This window comes from Streptomyces sp. NPDC085931 (assembly GCF_044540565.1).
Lineage (GTDB): Bacteria > Actinomycetota > Actinomycetes > Streptomycetales > Streptomycetaceae > Streptomyces.
This window is the reverse complement of record NZ_JBITSK010000007.1, coordinates 136,378-153,135: the sequence shown is the minus strand read 5'-3', so window position 1 is coordinate 153,135 and position 16,758 is coordinate 136,378. Positions and strand designations below refer to the sequence as shown.

Genomic DNA, 16,758 nt, shown 5'->3' with positions numbered 1-16,758 from the left:
CCCGGCGGGGCCCCGGACCAGGTGCCGAAGCGCCCGCGGAGCCCCCGGGTCCGGACCGGGCGCGGCGGGCACGGGTCCACCCGCGTCCCACCGCCGGCCGGCGGCACCGGCCGCTACGAGTGACCCAGTTCCGCCGTCGACTCGTCCTCCGTGTCCGGTACGGAGCCCGAGTCCGGGGCGGGGCGCAGCGGGAACGGGTCCACCCGGGTCTCGTCGATGACCGGCGGGGCCGGCTGCGGCGGGCGCGGCATGACGGCGGCCTCGGAGTGGCCGCCGCAGCCGTAGGCGAGGGAGACCACGCGGCCGTCGGCCGGGGAGAACTCGTTGGCGCAGACACCGAACGCCTGCCCGAGGGAGCCGCCGACGGGGACGAGGAAGCCGCAGCTGACACAGGCCGCCGGGGCGGACTGGGCCATGGGGGTCTTGGGGCCGAACGCCTCCTCCCAGCGGTCGGCCGCGGTGTGCAGGCCGTAGCGGGACAGGACGCGGGCCCGGCGCATGCCCAGTTCCTCGGCGACCGCCGCGATGGAGCCGCGGGAGGGTGCGGCCGGCTGACGGGACGGCGGGCCCTCGGTGACGTCCGCGTCCTCGGCCTCGACCAGGTCGGCCATCTCGCGGGACACCGCGGAGTTCGGCGCCGGCTCGTCCTCGCCCGAGTAGCCGGGCTCCAGCCGCAGATCCTCGGCGTCCGTCGGCAGCAGGTCGCCCGGCCCCATGTCGCCCGGGCGCAGCCGCTCGCTCCACGGCACCCACTCGGGCGCGAGCACCGCGTCCGGGCCGGGCAGCAGCACCGCCTCGTCCACCGTGACGACCTTCGCGCGGGAGGCCCGGGCCACCGTCACGGCCCAGCGCCAGCCGCGGTAGCCGAGCTCGCGGCAGGCGAAGAAGTGCGTCACGACGCGGTCGCCCTCGGAGACCACGCCCACGTGCTCACCGACGATCCCGGGCGCGGCGGCCTCCTCGGCTGCGGCACGCGCGAGGTCGACGGCCTCGGCGCACAGACGGTCGGGGGTGCGGCTTCGCGTTGTCGCTGCGCTCACAGGTATCGCTTCTCTCCATACGCCGTCTCGTGTGCGCCACTCCCGGCGCCAAGGCGGGACGGAGCGGACCAGGGGACCGCGTCGACGTCCTTCATCCATTCTGCGGGATGGCTGAGATACGCACGCTACCCTTCCGCCCCGCTTCGCGTACACCGACCGGTTCCCCGAGCGACAACCCGGACAGTCACCCCACAGGCCCTATACAAGCGGTAATGGCACTACCCACAGCGTTCTCGGGGCACTATGACGTCGTGGCAGCCGCGAAGACGCCCCAGGACGCCACCGGGACCGGTGGGTCGAAAGGGGTCAAGGGAAGCAGCCGACCGAACGGACCGGGCCGTGTGGGCGGCCCCCTCCGCGCGGTCGGCCGTGCCCTGCACTTCCCGGTGACCGGCACGGCGCGCGGCATCCGCAAGGCCACCCACGCGCACGGCGCCGGCGAGTCCGGCCTGGGCAAACTGATCGAACTGCACGGGGTGAACGGCGCCGGCGACGTGATGATCACCGTCGCGCTCGCCTCGACCGTCTTCTTCTCCGTCCCGACCGACGAGGCCCGCGGGCGCGTCGCGCTGTACCTCGCCATCACCATGGCGCCCTTCACGCTCCTCGCGCCGGTGATCGGCCCGCTGCTGGACCGCATCCCGCACGGCCGCCGGGCCGCGATGGCCGGGGCGATGCTGGCCCGGGCGCTGCTCGCGCTGGTGCTGTCCGGCGCGGTGGTCAGCGGCAGCCTGCAGCTGTACCCGGCCGCGCTCGGCGTGCTCGTCGCGTCGAAGGCGTACGGCGTGGTCAGAAGCGCCGTCGTGCCCCGGCTGCTGCCACCGCGCTTCTCCCTGGTGAAGGCCAACTCGCGCGTCACCCTGGGCGGTCTGCTGGCCACCGGCGTCGCCGCGCCCATCGGCGCGGGCCTGCAGCAGATCGGGCCGCGCTGGCCGCTCTACGGCGCCTTCCTGATCTTCGTGGCGGGGACGGTCCTGTCGTTCACGCTGCCGCCGAAGGTCGACTCCGCCAAGGGCGAGGACCGGGCCCTGCTGGCGGCGGACGAGCGGCATCTGCACGGGCCGCACCGCAAACCGGTCAAGCGCCCCGGACTGCGCACGGTCGGCCCGGCCGTCACCCACGCCCTGGGCGCCAACGCCGCCATCCGCTGCCTGACCGGGTTCCTGATCTTCTTCCTCGCCTTCCTGCTGCGCGAGCACCCGATCTCCGGCCAGAGCGCCGCCGTGTCGCTGGGGATAGTGGGTGTCTCCGCGGGTGCGGGCAACGCCCTCGGCACGGCCGTCGGGGCGTGGCTGCGCTCCCGGGCGCCGGAGATCATCATCGTGACGGTCGTGGCGTGCGTGCTGGGCGCGGCGCTCACGGCCGCGGTGTTCTTCAGCGCGGTCCTGGTCGCCTGCCTGGCCGCGATCGCCGGCTTCGCGCAGGCCCTGGCCAAGCTGTCCCTGGACGCGCTGATCCAGCGGGACGTGCCCGAACTGGTGCGGACCTCGGCCTTCGCCCGGTCCGAGACGCTGCTGCAGATGTCCTGGGTGCTGGGCGGGGCGGTCGGCATCGCGATGCCGCTCAACGGCACGCTCGGGCTCGCGGTGGGGGCGGCGATCGTCGGCACCGGGTGGCTGACGACCGTCCGCGGGCTGGTCGGCTCGGCGCGGCGCGGGGGCTCGGGGCGGGCGCGTGTGGCGTAACCACGCGGTCACGTCACACCCCGCGTGGGAGCTCCGCCCGGCCCGCCCGATAGCCTTCCGCCATGAACACGTTGCAATCCGCTGTGCGACGCCGCCGCGCCGTCGCCGTCGCCGGTGTCGTATCCGCCGGACTGCTCGTCCTGTCGGCCTGTGACAAGCCGACGCCGATGGCCACGGTCACCGTGGGCAGCGACTCGGTGAACACCGAGGCCACCTGTGGTGGTGAGGGCGACGCGCTGAAGCAGTCCGACCTCACGCAGTGCCTGAAGGACAAGGGCATCAAGAGCATCTCCGTGGACCCGGACGAGACGGTCCGGTTCGGTGTCGACCCGGAGATCGCCGACAAGGGCTGGACGATCCTGATGAACGGTCAGCCGCTGACCGACGCCAGCAAGAAGACGTACCGCACCATTCCGGGCAGCGTGTTCTTCAACGCCCAGTACGGCGCCCAGGGCAACTCGACGCTGGTCTCCATCAAGGAGGGCGACAAGCAGCCGTCGGGTCTGTGGAACTTCAAGCTGAAGAAGGACGCCTGATCGCTGCCGCCGGGCCTCGCCGGGTGCTGATCGCCACCGCGGTTCCCGTGGAGCGGGACGCGGTGGCGGCGGGCCTCGCGCCGGCCCACGGCGGTACCGAGGCCCGGCTGGACGTGGTGGCCGTCGGTGTCGGGCCCGCGCTCGCCGCCGCCCGCACCGCCTCCGCCCTCACCGCCGCCGCCCTGCGGGACACGCCCTACGGCCTCGTCGTGTCCGCCGGGATCGCGGGCGGGTTCCAGCCCGGGGCGCCCGTGGGGTCGCTGGTCGTGGCCGACGAGGTCGTCGCGGCCGACCTGGGCGCGGAGACCGCGGACGGGTTCCTTCCGGTCACCGAGCTGGGGTTCGGGACCGTCCGCCACCGGCCGCCGCCGGAGCTGGTGCGGCGGGCCGCCGAGGCCACCGGCGCCCGGACCGGTGCCGTGCTCACCGTGTCCACCGTGACCGGGACGGCCGCCCGCGCCGCCGCCCTCCGAGAGCGGCATCCGACCGCCCTCGCCGAGGCCATGGAGGGGTTCGGGGTCGCCGAGGCCGCCGTCGCGCAGGGCGTGCCCGTGCTGGAGATCCGGGCGATCTCCAATCCGGTGGGGCCCAGGGACCGGGGCGCCTGGCGCATTTCCGACGCGCTGGCGGCCCTGACCGAGGGATTCGGGAAGCTCGCGCCCGTACTGGAGGGTTGGAACCGGCATGACCGCTGAGCAGCTGCAGATCGCGTACTCGCCCTGTCCGAACGACACGTTCGTCTTCGACGCCCTGGCCCACGGCCGCGTCCCCGGCGCCCCCGCCCTCGACGTGACCTTCGCCGACATCGACCTCACCAACGGCATGGCCGAGCGCGGCGAGTTCGACGTGCTGAAGGTGTCGTACGCGGTGCTGCCCTACGTCCTCGGCGACTACGCCCTGCTGCCCTGCGGCGGCGCGCTGGGGCGGGGCTGCGGGCCGCTGGTGCTGACGCGGGAGGCGGGCGTCGACCTGACGGGGCGGACCGTGGCGGTGCCCAGCGAGAAGTCGACCGCCTACCTGCTGTTCCGGCTGTGGGCGGCGGACACGCTGGCGGGCGGGGTCGGCGAGATCGTCGTCATGCCGTTCCACGAGATCATGCCGGCCGTGCGGGACGGGAAGGTCGACGCGGGGCTCGTGATCCACGAGGCGCGCTTCACGTACCGGAACTACGGGCTGCACAAGCTCGCCGACATGGGCGAGCACTGGGAGCACACCACCGGGCTGCCCATCCCGCTCGGCGCGATCATCGCCAAGCGGTCGCTGGGCGAGGAGAAGCTGCGGCTGCTGGCCGATGCCGTCCGGGCGTCCGTGCGGGCCGCCTGGGACGACCCCGAGGCGTCCCGGCCGTACGTCATGGAGCACGCCCAGGAGATGGACCCGGCCGTCGCCGACCAGCACATCGGGCTGTACGTCAACGAGTTCACCGCCGACCTCGGCGAGGACGGCTACGCCGCGGTGCGCGGACTGCTGACGCGCGCGGCGGCCGAGGGGCTCCTGCCGCCCCTCGGCCCGGACGCGCTGCGGTTCCCCTGAGCCCGCGGCCCCGAGGGGATCAGACGTCCAGCTGGTCGGCGACCGCGCGCAGCAGGCCGGCGATCTTCTTGCCCGCGGTCTTCTCGGGGTAGCGGCCGCGCTCCAGCATCGGTGTGATGTTCTCCAGGAGCGTCGTCAGGTCCTGCACGATCGAGGCCAGCTCGTCGGGCTTCTTGCGGGTCGCCGCCGCCACGGACGGGGTCGGGTCCAGGATCGTCAGGGACAGCGCCTGGTCGCCGCGCTGTCCGGCCACGACCCCGAACTCCACGCGCTGACCCGGCTTGAGCGTCTCGACTCCGGCGGGGAGGACCGAGGAATGGACGAAGACGTCACCGCCGTCGTCGCGGGAGAGAAAGCCGAAGCCCTTCTCGCTGTTGAACCACTTGACCTTGCCGGTAGGCACGTCTGTCCTCGTCCTCGTACTCGTCGGAAAACTGCTTCTGAAACGGCTCTTGATAGCACTCGGGCGGGTCCTGCGACCCGCCGGTACCAAGGCTAATGCTCTTGCAGCCGGTGACAAGACGTCACCCGGTTGTTCCTTCGCGCTGGGAACTACCCTGGTCGGGTGCGTGACAAAACCCAAACGAATTCCGCCGCGCCCGGTGACCGTCTGGTCCGTGCCGGAGCCGTCGTCTTCTTCATCGGCGCCGTGGCCACACTGGTCACGGTCGCCCCGCTGTTCCTCGGAACGGAGCCCTTTCCGACGTACATGTTCGGATTGAGCATGCTCATGGCGGTCGGTTTCCTGATGGCCGGTGCGGGAGTACTGCGTTCCGTCGCGGCCGGACGGCGTCAGGCGCGTGCGGGGCGGTAGTCCGAAAGCCACCCGGGGAATTCGCTCAGGTCGGTGAGGACGACGTCGGCGCCCGCAGCGCGCAGTTCCTCCGGTGAGCAGGGGCCGGTCGCCACGGCCACGGAGAGGGCTCCGGCCGTGCGGGCCCCGCGGACGTCGCCGACGTGGTCGCCGACGTAGACGGCCGCGTCGTGCTCGCGCAGGGCCTCGGCCTTCTGCTCGGCCCACAGGTCGCCGATGACCGCGTCCGGCTCCAGGCCCAGGTGGGCCAGGTGCAGCTTGGCGTTGGGCTCGTACTTGGCGGTGACGACGATCGCCCGGCCGCCGGACTGCCGCACCGCCCCGATGGCCTCCCGGGCGCCCGCCAGCGCCGGGGTCGCCGCGATGGCGATGGTGGGGTACATCGCCCGGTACAGGTCGGCCACGGCCGCCACCTCCTCGGCCGGGAACCAGTGGACCAGCTCCTCGGCCAGCGGCGGCCCGAGCCGGGTGACGGCCAGGTCGGCGTCGATGTAGGTCCCCGTCCGCTCGGACAGCGCCTGGTAGCAGGCGCGGATGCCGGGGCGGGAGTCGATGAGGGTCATGTCGAGGTCGAAGCCGACGGTGAATGCCATATGGGCCATTGTGCCCAGCCGGTGTGAACGGCGGACGCGCGCCCGGGGCCGCTAGCGGCGGCGCTGGGAGCGCCAGATCAGGAACAGCGCCGACGTCACGGCCGCGCCCCGCACCACCCAGGGCCAGGTCTGCGCCACCGCCTCGTTCATGGCGCCCTCGGCGATCGGCTCGCCCCAGCGGCCGTTCATCCGGCCCCAGAGCCACACCAGGCCCGCGGCCACGGCCGTGCTCGGCAGGATCACCACCGCCCACTTGGTCTCCGCCGGGGTCAGGCGGCGGGAGGCGTAGGCGATGAGCCAGCCGAGGAGCAGCACGAACCAGTTGCCGAGGACGGCGCCCGCGACGAGCAGGGCGGCGGCGCCCAGGAGCAGCGGGTTGCTCCAGCTGCCGGCGGCGGGCAGGCCCGGCAGCCGGCGGCGGCCCTTCTTCCCGGCCGCCTCCACCGCCTCCACGGGCTCGGCCGCCGCGACGGCGGGGGCCGGGTCCGGCCCGTCCGGCTGCGCCTTCCGCTGCGGCGGCGGCTTCAGCAGGTCGGGCAGCTCCACCCCGCCCACGAAGCCCGGCACCTCGTCCCCCACGCCGAACGGGCTGCTGTCCACCCGCCACCAGTCCGGCTGGACCGCGCTGTCCCCGAGTTCGTGCCCGGCGGCCAGGTGGGGCGGGGCCGGGCCGTCGGAGGGCGCGGGCTGCGCCTGCTCGGCGGGGCGCGCCGGGCGGGGCCGCGGCACGACGCGCCGCACCCCCTTGGCCCGCTCCCGGCCCTGCGGTGCGCGGTCGGGCTGCACGGGCACGGCGGCGGGAGCGGTGGCGCTCTGCGGCGCCCGCCCGTCCGCCGCGGCCGCCACGACCTCGTCGGGGCTGCCCAGGCGGGTCAGGATGCGGCGGACGGCGGCCGGCGAGTCGACGGTGGTCCTGGCACGGCGCCGGTCGATCTCGTTGCGCAGGTCCGCCACCAGGCGCATGCGCGTGGCCGACGACAACTGCCGTTGCTGGGCCACGTCGCCGACGCGGCTCAGATACTCGTAAACGACCTGGTCGCTCTCAATCCCCACGAAGTCCCCTCCGGGGCGGGTGCGTTGCGTGACGCCGTCGCACGACGGTACCCCGAGGAGCGCTGGGGCCACCAAAAGGCCGTGGGGCGTCCGGGTGCGAGGCGGCGCACGGTCGGCCCGGCCGCCGGAGGCGACCCGCTACCGTGGACCGGATGAGCACCGAGGACAGGCCCGTGGCCCCCCGCTCCCTCGCGGAAGCGCTCCGCGCGCGGGGCGACGCCGCGCTGGGCGCGCTCCTGCGCAGCCGGCCGGATCTCATCACGCCGGTGCCCACCGACCTCACGCAGCTCGCCACCCGCGCCGGCACGCGCGCCTCGGTCGTGCGGGCCCTGGAGCGGCTCGACCGGTTCACGCTGCAGACGGCGGAGGCGCTGGCCGTGGCGGCGGACCCGGCGACCTACGACGAACTGCTCGCCCTCATGGCGGGCGACGCGGCCGACCCGGCCGTCGCGGCCGCCCTGCCGCACGCCGTGGACGTGCTGCGCGAGCAGGCCCTGGTGTGGGGCGACGACGACCGGCTGCGGCTGGTGCGCACCGCCCGTGAGCTGCTGGCGCCCTCGCCGCAGCACCCCTCGCCGACGGGGCTCGGCCCCACTGTGCAGGAGGCCGCCGCCGGGATGTCCCCGGGGCGGATCCAGGAGATCGTCACGACGGCCGGGCTGCCCTCCACGCACGACTCCGTCTCCGCGGTGACCGCCCTGACGGAACTGTTCGACGACCGCGAGCGGATGGCGGCGCTGCTCGCGCGGGCCCCGGCCGACTCCCTGGAGGTGCTGGAGCGGCTGGTGTGGGGGCCGCCCTACGGGCAGGTCACGGCCGATCCGGCGCCCCGGCTGCGCTGGCTGCTGGACCGCGGGCTGCTGCTGCCGACCGCGCCCGGGACGGTCGTCCTGCCGCGCGAGGTGGCCCTGCATCTGCGCGGGGGGCTGGCGCACCGGACGCCCGAGCCGGTGCCGCCCGCGGTGCGGACGGCCGCCGCACATCCTCCCCAGGTGGTGGACAGCACGGCGGCCGGACAGGCGTACACCGCGCTCACGACCGTCGAGGAGCTGCTGAAGGACTGGGACGAGGGCGGTCCGGCGGTGCTGCGGGCCGGGGGCCTGAGCGTGCGGGACCTGAAGCGGACCGCCGTCGCCCTGGACGTGCCGGAGCCGGTCGCCGCGTTCTGGGTGGAGCTGGCGTACGCGGCGGGCCTGATCGCCTCGGACGGGGAGGCCGACGAACGGTACGCGGCGACCCCGGCCTACGACGAGTGGCGCGAGCAGCCCCCCGCCGAGCGCTGGTCCCGCCTGGTCACGGCGTGGCTCGCGGCGACCCGGACGGCGGGCCTGGTCGGCGGGCGGGACGCGAAGGACCGGACGCTGTCGGCGCTCGGCCCGAACCTGGACCGGTCGGCGGCGCCCGAGGTGCGGCACCGGGTGCTGGCGCTGCTGGCCGCGCTGCCGGAGGGGGCCGCGCCGGACCCCGAGTCGGTGCTGGCACGGCTGCGCTGGGAGCGCCCGCTGCGCGGCGCCCGGCCCGAGGACGACCTGCGCGGCCGGCTCGCCCGCTGGACGCTGTCCGAGGCGGAGCTGCTCGGCGTCACCGGCCGGGGCGCGCTGTCGGCCCACGGCCGGGCCCTGCTGGGCGCACCCACGGCCGCGCCGAAGGGCCCGGAGGCGGAGCCCTCCGGGCCGGGGGACAAGCTGCCCGTGCACCACCACCGCCCGGCCCCGCTCGCGCCGCTCTCCCCCGCCGAGCAGGCCGTCGCCTCCGCCGCGGCGGCCCGGGTGCTCGCGCCGCTGCTGCCCGAGCCGCTGGACCACGTGCTGCTCCAGGCCGATCTGACGGCGGTGGCGCCCGGGCCCCTGGAACGGCCGCTCGCGGACCTGCTGGGGGTGCTGGCGGACGTCGAGTCCAAGGGCGGGGCCACGGTCTACCGGTTCACGCCCGGGTCGGTGCGGCGCGCCCTCGACGCCGGGCAGACCGCGTCCGACCTGCACGCCTTCCTCGCCGCGCACTCCCGTACCCCGGTGCCGCAGCCGCTGTCGTACCTCATCGACGACGTGGCGCGCAGGCACGGGCAGTTGCGCGTGGGGGCGGCCTCGGCGTACGTGCGCTGCGACGACGACGCGATGCTGGGCGAGATCCTCGCCGACAAGCGGGCGGCCGGCCTGGGGCTGCGCCGGCTCGCCCCGACCGTGCTGGCCGCGCAGGCCGACCCGGCGGGGCTGCTGGAAGGGCTGCGGGCGATGGGGTTCGCGCCGGCCGCCGAGTCCGCCGAGGGCGATGTGCTGATCACCCGCGCGCTGGCCCGGCGCACTCCGCCGCGCTCGGCGCCCGAGCCGGTCCCGGACGGCCCGCCCGTGCCCGACGACACCCTGCTCGCGGCGGCGCTGCGCGCCATCCGCGCGGGCGACCTCGCCTCCACCACGCCGCGCAAGCCCGGCACGGCCCCGGCCGCCGACGGGGCGCTGCCGCGCACCGGCTCCGCGGAGACCCTCGCCACGGTGCAGGCCGCCGTGCTCACCGGCGAGGCCCTGTGGATCGGCTACGTCAACGCCGAGGGCGCCGCAAGCCAGCGGGTCATCGCCCCGATCCGCGTGGAGGGCGGTTTCGTCACGGCGTACGACCACACCGCGGACGAGGTCCGCACGTACCCGCTGCACCGGATCACCGGGGTCGCGGAGCTGGCGGACGACGAGGGCTGACGGCCCGCCCGGCCTCTCACCCGTTCGGGTGCACGACGGCGTTCATGCACGCCACGCCGGGGATGTCCCACGCTCGGGCGACGTTGCCGGGCCCGCCGCATCACGCCGGGTGCCCGGGGGCAGCCACGGGGTGTCCCTGTGAGCGCTGTCGAAAGGAACTCCCAGCATGCGCGCTGTTCGTCGAGTCGCCGCCGTCCTGGCCACCGCCGCCCTGATGACGCTCGGCGGGATGGCCACTCCGGCCGCCGCGGTGAGCATCGATGTGGCCGGCCTCGTCCTGGAGACACCACAGATCTGACCGCCTCCCGAGCCCCTCGGCCCGGCCGCGTCCGCCGTTCCCCCCGGGGGGCAGGGGCGGGGACTGTCCGCCGTCCCGGGGAGGCCGGGGGGTCCGTCCGCCGCCCCCCCGGGCGGGGGGCGGCCGTCTCCCGACCTCGGGGGTCGCGGGGGGAGGGATCCGTCCGCCGTCCTCGGGCCGGGGACGGCTGTCTCCCGACCTCGGGGGTGCCGGGGGAGGGATTCGTCCGCCGTCCCCGGGGCCAGGGGCAGCTGTCCCCCGACTTCGGGGGCTTGCGGGGGGGGGGATCCGTCCGCCGTCCCCCAGGCGGGGGCGGCTGTCTCCCGACCTCGGGGGTCGCGGGGGGAGGGATCCGTCCGCCGTCCTCGGGCCGGGGACGGCTGTCTCCCGACCTCGGGGGTGCCGGGGGGGGATTCGTCCGCCGTCCCCGGGGCCAGGGGCAGCTGTCCCCCGACTTCGGGGGCTTGCGGGGGGGGGATCCGTCCGCCGTCCCACAGGCGGGGGCGGCTGTCTCCCGACTTCGGGGGTCGCGGGGGGTCCGTCCGCCGTCCCCCAGGCAGGGGCAGCTGTCCCCCGACCTCATGGTCGCCGGGGGGATCCGTCCGCCGTCCTCGCGCCGGGGGCAGCTGGCTCCCGCCCCCGGGCGGGGGATCTGTCTCGTGTCCTCGGGGCCCGGGGGACCCGTCCGCTGTTCCGGGAAAGGCCCTGTCCGTCGTCTTCCGAAAGGCCTGTCGTCCGCATGCGTGAAAAGCTGCCCGCCGTCGCCCTGACCGCCGTCGCCCTCGTGGGCGCGCTCGCGCCGCCCGCCGCGGCGGCCGGGGCGCTGCCCCTGCCGCTGCCGGCCGCCGGTACCGAGTCGCTGGTCACCGAGGGGGTCACCATCGAGGGCCCACTGATCCAGAACGTCAGTCTGCCCACGCTGCGCTAGCGTGCCGCGTCCGATAGCTCTCGCCGTCCAGCCGCACGATCTCGGCGTGGTGGGCGAGCCGGTCCGTCATCGCCGGGGCGGACGCGCCGAGGACCTCGTTCCAGCGGCCGAGGGGGCGGTCGCTGGTGACGATCAGGGAGGCGCGTTCGTAGCGGTGCGCGACCAGCCGGAACAGCAGCCCGGCGGTGTCCGCGTCGAAGGGCGTGTAGCCGACCTCGTCGACGATCAGGAGGGGGTGATCGTCGAGCGCGGCCAGCTCCGCGTCGAGCCGGCCCGCGGCCCGGGCGTCGGCCAGCCGGGCGGCCCACTCGGCGGCGGTCGCGTACAGCACCCGGTGCCCGGCCTGGCAGGCCCGCACGCCCAGGGCGACGGCCAGGTGGGTCTTGCCGGTGCCGGGCGGCCCGACGAAGACCACGTTGCGCCGGGCCGTGACGAACTCCGCCTTGCCCAGCCGGGCCACGGTGTCCCGGTCGAAGCCCCGCGGGTGCTGGTGGTCGAAGTCCTCCAGCAGCTTGCGGGCCGGGAAGCCGGCGGCGCGGATCCGGGCCTCCGCCTCGCCGTCCGGGTCGGGCTGCCGGGGCACGGACGGTGTGGCCGCCGCGCTCTCGGGCCGGGCCCCGGCTGCGGGCTCGCTCCGGGTGCGTTCCACGGGCGGCCGGGCGGCATGCCCGCGATCAGCGTGCCCGCGATCGGCATGCCCGCGATCGGCATGCCCGCGATCGGCGTGCGCGGCCATCGGCCCGGACATGTAGGCGAGGATCGCCGCCGAGACGATGAACGCCATGTGGATCACCGTCCCCCACAGCAGGGCGTGCTGCGAGGTGTGGTGGACGTCCACGAACATCTGCAGCAGATGCACCGAGGAGATGCCCACGATCGCCGTGGCGAGCTTGACCTTCAGCACGTTGGAGTTGACGTGCGAGAGCCATTCGGGCTGGTCGCGGTGGCCCTGGAGGCCGATGCGGGAGACGAACGTCTCGTAGCCGCCGACGATGACCATGATCAGCAGGTTGGCGATCATGACGACGTCGACCAGCTTCAGCACGGCGAGCATGACGTACGTCTCGGTGGCGTGGCCGCCCACGCACATGAGGATTAAGGTCCACAGCTCCTTGAAGAACTTGTAGACGTAGACGCCCTGGGCGGCCACCAGCCCGAAGTACAGCGGGGCCTGGAGCCAGCGGGTGGCGAACAGGGCGTAGCCGAGCGTGGTGGTCGGGGGGTTCTGCACGCGCGCCATTCTTCGGGGCCGCCCCGGAAAAACTGAATTCACACCACACGTTGGGATGAATAGGCATTCAGTACGACCGGCGTTGTCTCCGGGACGCGCACGTCACACCGCCGCACGCCGACGATCAGGCACACTGGACGTTTGGCCGAGCACTCACGCCAGGGTGCCGCCTCCAGAAAGGGACCCGCGTTGAACGGACCTCTCATCGTCCAGTCCGACAAGACCCTGCTCCTGGAAGTCGACCACGAGCAGGCCGACGACTGCCGTCGGGCCATCGCGCCGTTCGCCGAGCTGGAGCGGGCGCCGGAGCACATCCACACCTACCGGGTGACCCCGCTGGGCCTGTGGAACGCCCGCGCGGCCGGGCATGACGCCGAGCAGGTCGTGGACGCGCTCGTGCAGTACAGCCGCTACCCGGTGCCGCACGCGCTGCTGGTCGACGTCGCCGAGACGATGGACCGCTACGGCCGCCTCACCCTCTCCAAGCACCCCGCGCACGGCCTGGTCCTGACGACCACGGACCGCCCGGTGCTGGAGGAGGTCCTGAAGTCCAAGCGGATCGCCCCGCTGGTCGGCGCCCGCATCGACCCGGACACGGTCGCCGTGCACCCCTCCGAGCGCGGCCAGATCAAGCAGACGCTGCTGAAGCTGGGCTGGCCGGCCGAGGACCTCGCCGGGTACGTCGACGGCGAGGCCCACCCGATCGAGCTGGCCGAGGACGGCTGGGCGCTCAGGCCGTACCAGAAGCAGGCGGTGGAGAACTTCTGGCACGGCGGTTCGGGCGTGGTCGTCCTGCCCTGCGGCGCGGGCAAGACGCTGGTGGGCGCCGGGGCGATGGCCCAGGCGAAGTCGACGACCCTGATCCTCGTCACGAACACGGTCTCCGCCCGGCAGTGGAAGCACGAGCTGGTGAAGCGGACCTCGCTCACCGAGGAGGAGATCGGCGAGTACAGCGGGACGAAGAAGGAGATCCGGCCCGTCACGATCGCCACGTACCAGGTGCTGACGACCCGCCGGAAGGGCGTCTACCCGCACCTGGAGCTGTTCGACTCGCGGGACTGGGGGCTGATCGTCTACGACGAGGTGCACCTGCTGCCCGCGCCGGTCTTCAAGTTCACGGCGGACCTGCAGGCGCGCCGCCGGATCGGCCTCACCGCCACCCTGGTCCGGGAGGACGGCCGCGAGTCGGACGTGTTCTCGCTGATCGGGCCCAAGCGGTTCGACGCGCCGTGGAAGGAGATCGAGGCGCAGGGCTACATCGCGCCCGCCGACTGCGTGGAGGTCCGGGTCAATCTCACGGACTCCGAGCGGCTCGCGTACGCCACGGCCGAGGCGGAGGAGAAGTACCGCTTCTGTGCGACGACCGCGACCAAGCGGAAGGTCACGGAGGCGATCGTGCGGCGCTTCGCCGGGCAGCAGATCCTGGTGATCGGCCAGTACATCGACCAGCTCGACGAGCTCGGCGAGCACCTCGGGGCGCCCGTGATCAAGGGCGAGACGTCGAACGCGCAGCGGGAGAAGCTCTTCGACGCCTTCCGCGAGGGCGAGATCAGCGTGCTGGTGGTGTCCAAGGTCGCGAACTTCTCGATCGACCTGCCGGAGGCCACGGTGGCGATCCAGGTCTCCGGCACCTTCGGCTCACGGCAGGAGGAGGCCCAGCGCCTCGGCCGGGTGCTGCGGCCCAAGGCGGACGGCCACCAGGCGCACTTCTACTCCGTGGTCGCCCGGGACACCATCGACCAGGACTTCGCCGCGCACCGGCAGCGCTTCCTGGCGGAGCAGGGGTACGCGTACCGGATCATGGACGCCGACGAGCTGCTCGCGGAGAACTGACACCGGCCCGGGCCGGTCACCTGCGGCGGACGAGGCCGACTTCCTCTCCGTACTCGCCGAGGATGACCACGTCGAAGGCGGCGCCCGCGAAGACCCTGACGGCGCGCAGGGCGTCGCCGAGGAGATGGCGGTGACTGCCGGACACGGCGGTGGCGCCGGGCGGGCGGCCCGGTGCCGGGGCGGGGTGGATGGTTGCTGCGCTCATGTCTCCATGGTGCGTTTCGCCCCGTAAGACCCGCGTCGGTCTCGGGACCGAACCTGCCGGGGGCCCGCGTACGTCCCCGGGGTGACGCCGGCCCCTCAGGGAGGAGGGCGGCGTCCCCTAGGGGACGGGAAAACCGTTCGCGTGCACCGGCCCCGCTCCCCTACAATCTCCGCTCTTGCCCGCCTCCCTTCACGGAGTGCCGCCGACCGGACGGAAACCGGCCGGCATCTCACCGTCCTTCCCCAGCAGGTCCTTCCGGAGGCACCCCCTTGTCCACGCCCGTCGACGACCCGCTCGCGCGTGAGCGCTCCCACCTCGCCGCCTCCCGTGCCGCCCTGCGCGCCATGCGCGAGGACGTCGAGGCCCTCGACATCAGCGACGTCAGCGCGAACTGGGTCAACGCGCAGGTGCTCGCCCGCCAGATCGAGGAGCGCGTCAAGGCCCTGGCCGACCTCAGCGACACCCCGCTGTTCTTCGGCCGGCTCGACTATCTGCACGCGCCGGGCAGCGACCGGGCCGAAGGGGCGGACGGGGAGCGCTTCTACATCGGGCGGCGGCATGTGCACGACCAGGACGGCGACCCCATGGTCATCGACTGGCGCGCCCCGGTGTCGCAGCCGTTCTACCGGGCCTCCAAGAAAGACCCGATGGACATCGCGCTGCGCCGCCGCTTCGGCTACACCCGCGGCGACATCACGGCGTACGAGGACGAGCACCTCTCCGACCCGGGCGAGGCGGCCCGCACCAGCAAGCTGCTCCAGCAGGAGATCGAACGGCCGCGCGTCGGCCCGATGCGGGACATCGTCGCCACGATCCAGCCCGAGCAGGACGAGATCGTCCGGTCCGGTCTGTCGGGCACGGTGTGCGTGCAGGGCGGTCCCGGCACCGGCAAGACCGCCGTCGGCCTGCACCGGGTCGCCTACCTCCTCTACGCCCACCGCGAGCGGCTCGCCCGCACCGGCACGCTCGTCATCGGGCCGAACCGGTCCTTCCTGAGCTACATCGAGCAGGTCCTCCCGGCCCTGGGCGAGCTGACCGTCCAGCAGGCCACCGTCGAGGACTTGGTCGCGCACGTCGAGATCAGGGGCACCGACGACGCCACGGCCGCGGTCGTCAAGGGCGACGCCCGCATGGCGCGGGTGCTGCGCAGGGCCCTCTACTCCCACGTCACGCCGCCCACCGAGCCGGTCGTGGTGGTGCGCGGCTCGCGCCGCTGGCGGGTCCCGGCGTACGAACTGGCGGACCTCGTCAGCGAGTTGCTCGACCGCGACATCCGCTACGGCGCCGCCCGGGAGGCCCTGCCGCAGCGCATCGCGCACGCCGTGCTGGTGCAGATGGAACGCTCCGGCGAGGCGCCCGACGACCGGGTGCAGGACGCGGTGGCCCGCAACAGCGCGGTCAAGGCCGCGGTCAAGGCGATCTGGCCGCCCGTCGACCCGGCGAAACTGGTGCTGCGGCTGCTGTCGGACGCGGAGTTCCTCGCCACGCACGCGGAGGGGATCCTCGACGCGGACGAGCAGAAGGCGATCCTCTGGGCGAAGCCGGCGCGCAGCGTGAAGTCGGCCCGGTGGAGCACCGCGGACGCCGTGCTGATCGACGAGGCCACCGACCTGGTGCAGCGCACGCACTCCCTCGGGCACGTCGTCCTCGACGAGGCACAGGACCTCTCCCCCATGCAGTACCGGGCGGTGGGCCGCCGCTGCACCACGGGCAGCGCGACGGTCCTCGGCGACCTGGCGCAGGGCACCACGCCGTGGGCGACGCGCAGCTGGCAGGAGGCCCTGACCCACCTGGGCAAGCAGGACGCCGTGATCGAGGAGCTGACGGCCGGTTTCCGTGTCCCCACGGACGTCATCACCTACGCCTCACGCCTCCTGCCGCACATCGCCCCGGGCCTGACGCCGGTGGTGTCGATCCGGGAGAACCCGGGCCACTTCGAGGTCCGGCAGGTCTCCGGGACCGACGACGTGGTCGCCGCCTGCCGTGAGTCGCTGCGCCACGAGGGCTCGACGGGCCTGATCGCGGCGGACGCGCGCGTGCCGGAGCTGGCCGCGGCCCTGACGGCGGCCGGGATCCCGTATCTCGGGCCGGGTGAGGAGACCACCGAAGACACGCGCCTGACCCTGGTCCCGGCGTCGCTGGCGAAGGGCCTGGAGTACGACTACGTGGTCCTGGACGAGCCGAGCGCGGTGGTCGACGGCGAACCCGACGAGCGCACGGGCCTGCGCCGCCTGTACGTGGCCCTCACCCGAGCGGTCTCGGGCCTGACGGTGACCCACGCGGCCCCCCTGCCGGAGCAGCTCGGGTAAGCGCCGGGCA

General features: G+C 74.3%; 16 protein-coding genes. 10 read left to right on the top strand and 6 right to left on the bottom strand.

Features of this window, described 5'->3' with window-relative positions:
* Window positions 1-113 precede the first annotated feature (113 nt).
* On the bottom strand, window positions 114-1,040 hold the full coding sequence (locus tag ACIGAN_RS16530; RefSeq protein ID WP_399858139.1) for a DUF3027 domain-containing protein: 927 nt from the start codon (window positions 1,038-1,040) through the stop codon (window positions 114-116).
* Window positions 1,041-1,291: 251 nt separating this feature from the next.
* Between ACIGAN_RS16530 and ACIGAN_RS16525 the strand changes: the two genes are divergently transcribed.
* The 4 genes from ACIGAN_RS16525 (at window position 1,292) to ACIGAN_RS16510 (ending at window position 4,794) form a co-directional block, all read left to right on the top strand.
* The gene (locus ACIGAN_RS16525) at window positions 1,292-2,725 is read left to right on the top strand and encodes an MFS transporter (protein WP_399858136.1); all 1,434 of its coding nucleotides are present in this window, start codon (window positions 1,292-1,294) and stop codon (window positions 2,723-2,725) included.
* A gap of 62 nt (window positions 2,726-2,787) precedes the next feature.
* Window positions 2,788-3,261 carry a DUF2771 domain-containing protein gene (locus tag ACIGAN_RS16520; RefSeq protein ID WP_365091248.1) on the top strand — a complete coding sequence of 158 codons (474 nt, stop codon included), beginning with the start codon at window positions 2,788-2,790 and terminating at the stop codon, window positions 3,259-3,261.
* Complete coding sequence (locus ACIGAN_RS16515; RefSeq protein WP_399858133.1) at window positions 3,231-3,956, top strand: futalosine hydrolase; 726 nt, start codon at window positions 3,231-3,233, stop codon at window positions 3,954-3,956. Before ACIGAN_RS16520 ends, ACIGAN_RS16515 begins: the two co-directional genes overlap by 31 nt.
* Window positions 3,946-4,794 carry a 1,4-dihydroxy-6-naphthoate synthase gene (locus ACIGAN_RS16510; protein WP_399858130.1) on the top strand — a complete coding sequence of 283 codons (849 nt, stop codon included), beginning with the start codon at window positions 3,946-3,948 and terminating at the stop codon, window positions 4,792-4,794. Before ACIGAN_RS16515 ends, ACIGAN_RS16510 begins: the two co-directional genes overlap by 11 nt.
* A gap of 19 nt (window positions 4,795-4,813) precedes the next feature.
* Here ACIGAN_RS16510 and ACIGAN_RS16505 read toward each other — a convergent pair whose 3' ends face one another.
* A complete protein-coding gene (locus ACIGAN_RS16505) occupies window positions 4,814-5,197 on the bottom strand; it encodes a cold-shock protein (RefSeq protein ID WP_010035896.1) in 384 nt (127 codons plus the stop codon).
* 162 nt (window positions 5,198-5,359) lie between these two features.
* Here ACIGAN_RS16505 and ACIGAN_RS16500 point away from each other — a divergent pair, with 162 nt between their 5' ends.
* Window positions 5,360-5,608, top strand: coding sequence for a hypothetical protein (locus ACIGAN_RS16500; protein WP_309096081.1), 249 nt, complete (start codon window positions 5,360-5,362; stop codon window positions 5,606-5,608).
* Here the strand turns inward: ACIGAN_RS16500 and ACIGAN_RS16495 are convergent.
* Together ACIGAN_RS16495 and ACIGAN_RS16490 are read right to left on the bottom strand one after the other, a co-directional pair.
* The gene (locus tag ACIGAN_RS16495) at window positions 5,587-6,210 is read right to left on the bottom strand and encodes an HAD family hydrolase (RefSeq protein WP_399858126.1); all 624 of its coding nucleotides are present in this window, start codon (window positions 6,208-6,210) and stop codon (window positions 5,587-5,589) included. The two genes, ACIGAN_RS16500 and ACIGAN_RS16495, sit on opposite strands and share 22 nt — an antisense overlap.
* A gap of 42 nt (window positions 6,211-6,252) precedes the next feature.
* On the bottom strand, window positions 6,253-7,254 hold the full coding sequence (locus ACIGAN_RS16490) for a hypothetical protein (protein ID WP_399858123.1): 1,002 nt from the start codon (window positions 7,252-7,254) through the stop codon (window positions 6,253-6,255).
* 152 nt (window positions 7,255-7,406) lie between these two features.
* Between ACIGAN_RS16490 and ACIGAN_RS16485 the strand changes: the two genes are divergently transcribed.
* The 3 genes from ACIGAN_RS16485 to ACIGAN_RS16475 all read left to right on the top strand — a co-directional run bounded on the left by ACIGAN_RS16485 (window position 7,407) and on the right by ACIGAN_RS16475 (window position 11,170).
* Window positions 7,407-9,944, top strand: coding sequence for a helicase-associated domain-containing protein (locus ACIGAN_RS16485; RefSeq protein ID WP_399858120.1), 2,538 nt, complete (start codon window positions 7,407-7,409; stop codon window positions 9,942-9,944).
* A gap of 166 nt (window positions 9,945-10,110) precedes the next feature.
* Window positions 10,111-10,242 (top strand): hypothetical protein, encoded by a 132-nt coding sequence (locus ACIGAN_RS16480; protein ID WP_365089786.1) that lies wholly within the window; start codon window positions 10,111-10,113, stop codon window positions 10,240-10,242.
* Between the two features lie 739 nt (window positions 10,243-10,981).
* Entirely contained in the window at window positions 10,982-11,170 is a 189-nt protein-coding gene (locus tag ACIGAN_RS16475; protein WP_365738168.1) for a hypothetical protein, read from the top strand.
* Here the strand turns inward: ACIGAN_RS16475 and istB are convergent.
* Entirely contained in the window at window positions 11,148-12,401 is a 1,254-nt protein-coding gene (istB, locus tag ACIGAN_RS16470; RefSeq protein ID WP_399858118.1) for an IS21-like element helper ATPase IstB, read from the bottom strand. The two genes, ACIGAN_RS16475 and istB, sit on opposite strands and share 23 nt — an antisense overlap.
* A 189-nt stretch (window positions 12,402-12,590) precedes the next feature.
* Between istB and ACIGAN_RS16465 the strand changes: the two genes are divergently transcribed.
* The gene (locus ACIGAN_RS16465; protein ID WP_365089794.1) at window positions 12,591-14,234 is read left to right on the top strand and encodes a DNA repair helicase XPB; all 1,644 of its coding nucleotides are present in this window, start codon (window positions 12,591-12,593) and stop codon (window positions 14,232-14,234) included.
* A 16-nt stretch (window positions 14,235-14,250) separates the two neighbouring features.
* Here ACIGAN_RS16465 and ACIGAN_RS16460 read toward each other — a convergent pair whose 3' ends face one another.
* A complete protein-coding gene (locus tag ACIGAN_RS16460) occupies window positions 14,251-14,439 on the bottom strand; it encodes a hypothetical protein (protein ID WP_365089797.1) in 189 nt (62 codons plus the stop codon).
* Between the two features lie 269 nt (window positions 14,440-14,708).
* On the opposite strand from ACIGAN_RS16460, the gene ACIGAN_RS16455 reads away from it, so the two are divergent.
* Complete coding sequence (locus ACIGAN_RS16455) at window positions 14,709-16,748, top strand: HelD family protein (protein WP_399858114.1); 2,040 nt, start codon at window positions 14,709-14,711, stop codon at window positions 16,746-16,748.
* The last annotated feature ends 10 nt before the right edge of the window (window positions 16,749-16,758 follow it).

What these genes read in the sequence shown, in the direction of transcription:
- ACIGAN_RS16520 (WP_365091248.1), top strand. Translation starts at nt 2,788, where the DNA reads ATGAACACGTTGCAATCCGCTGTGCGACGCCGCCGCGCCGTCGCCGTC.
- ACIGAN_RS16510 (WP_399858130.1), top strand. Translation starts at nt 3,946, where the DNA reads ATGACCGCTGAGCAGCTGCAGATCGCGTACTCGCCCTGTCCGAACGAC.
- ACIGAN_RS16495 (WP_399858126.1), bottom strand. Translation starts at nt 6,210, where the DNA reads ATGGCCCATATGGCATTCACCGTCGGCTTCGACCTCGACATGACCCTC.
- ACIGAN_RS16485 (WP_399858120.1), top strand. Translation starts at nt 7,407, where the DNA reads ATGAGCACCGAGGACAGGCCCGTGGCCCCCCGCTCCCTCGCGGAAGCG.
- ACIGAN_RS16480 (WP_365089786.1), top strand. Translation starts at nt 10,111, where the DNA reads ATGCGCGCTGTTCGTCGAGTCGCCGCCGTCCTGGCCACCGCCGCCCTG.
- ACIGAN_RS16475 (WP_365738168.1), top strand. Translation starts at nt 10,982, where the DNA reads ATGCGTGAAAAGCTGCCCGCCGTCGCCCTGACCGCCGTCGCCCTCGTG.
- ACIGAN_RS16460 (WP_365089797.1), bottom strand. Translation starts at nt 14,439, where the DNA reads ATGAGCGCAGCAACCATCCACCCCGCCCCGGCACCGGGCCGCCCGCCC.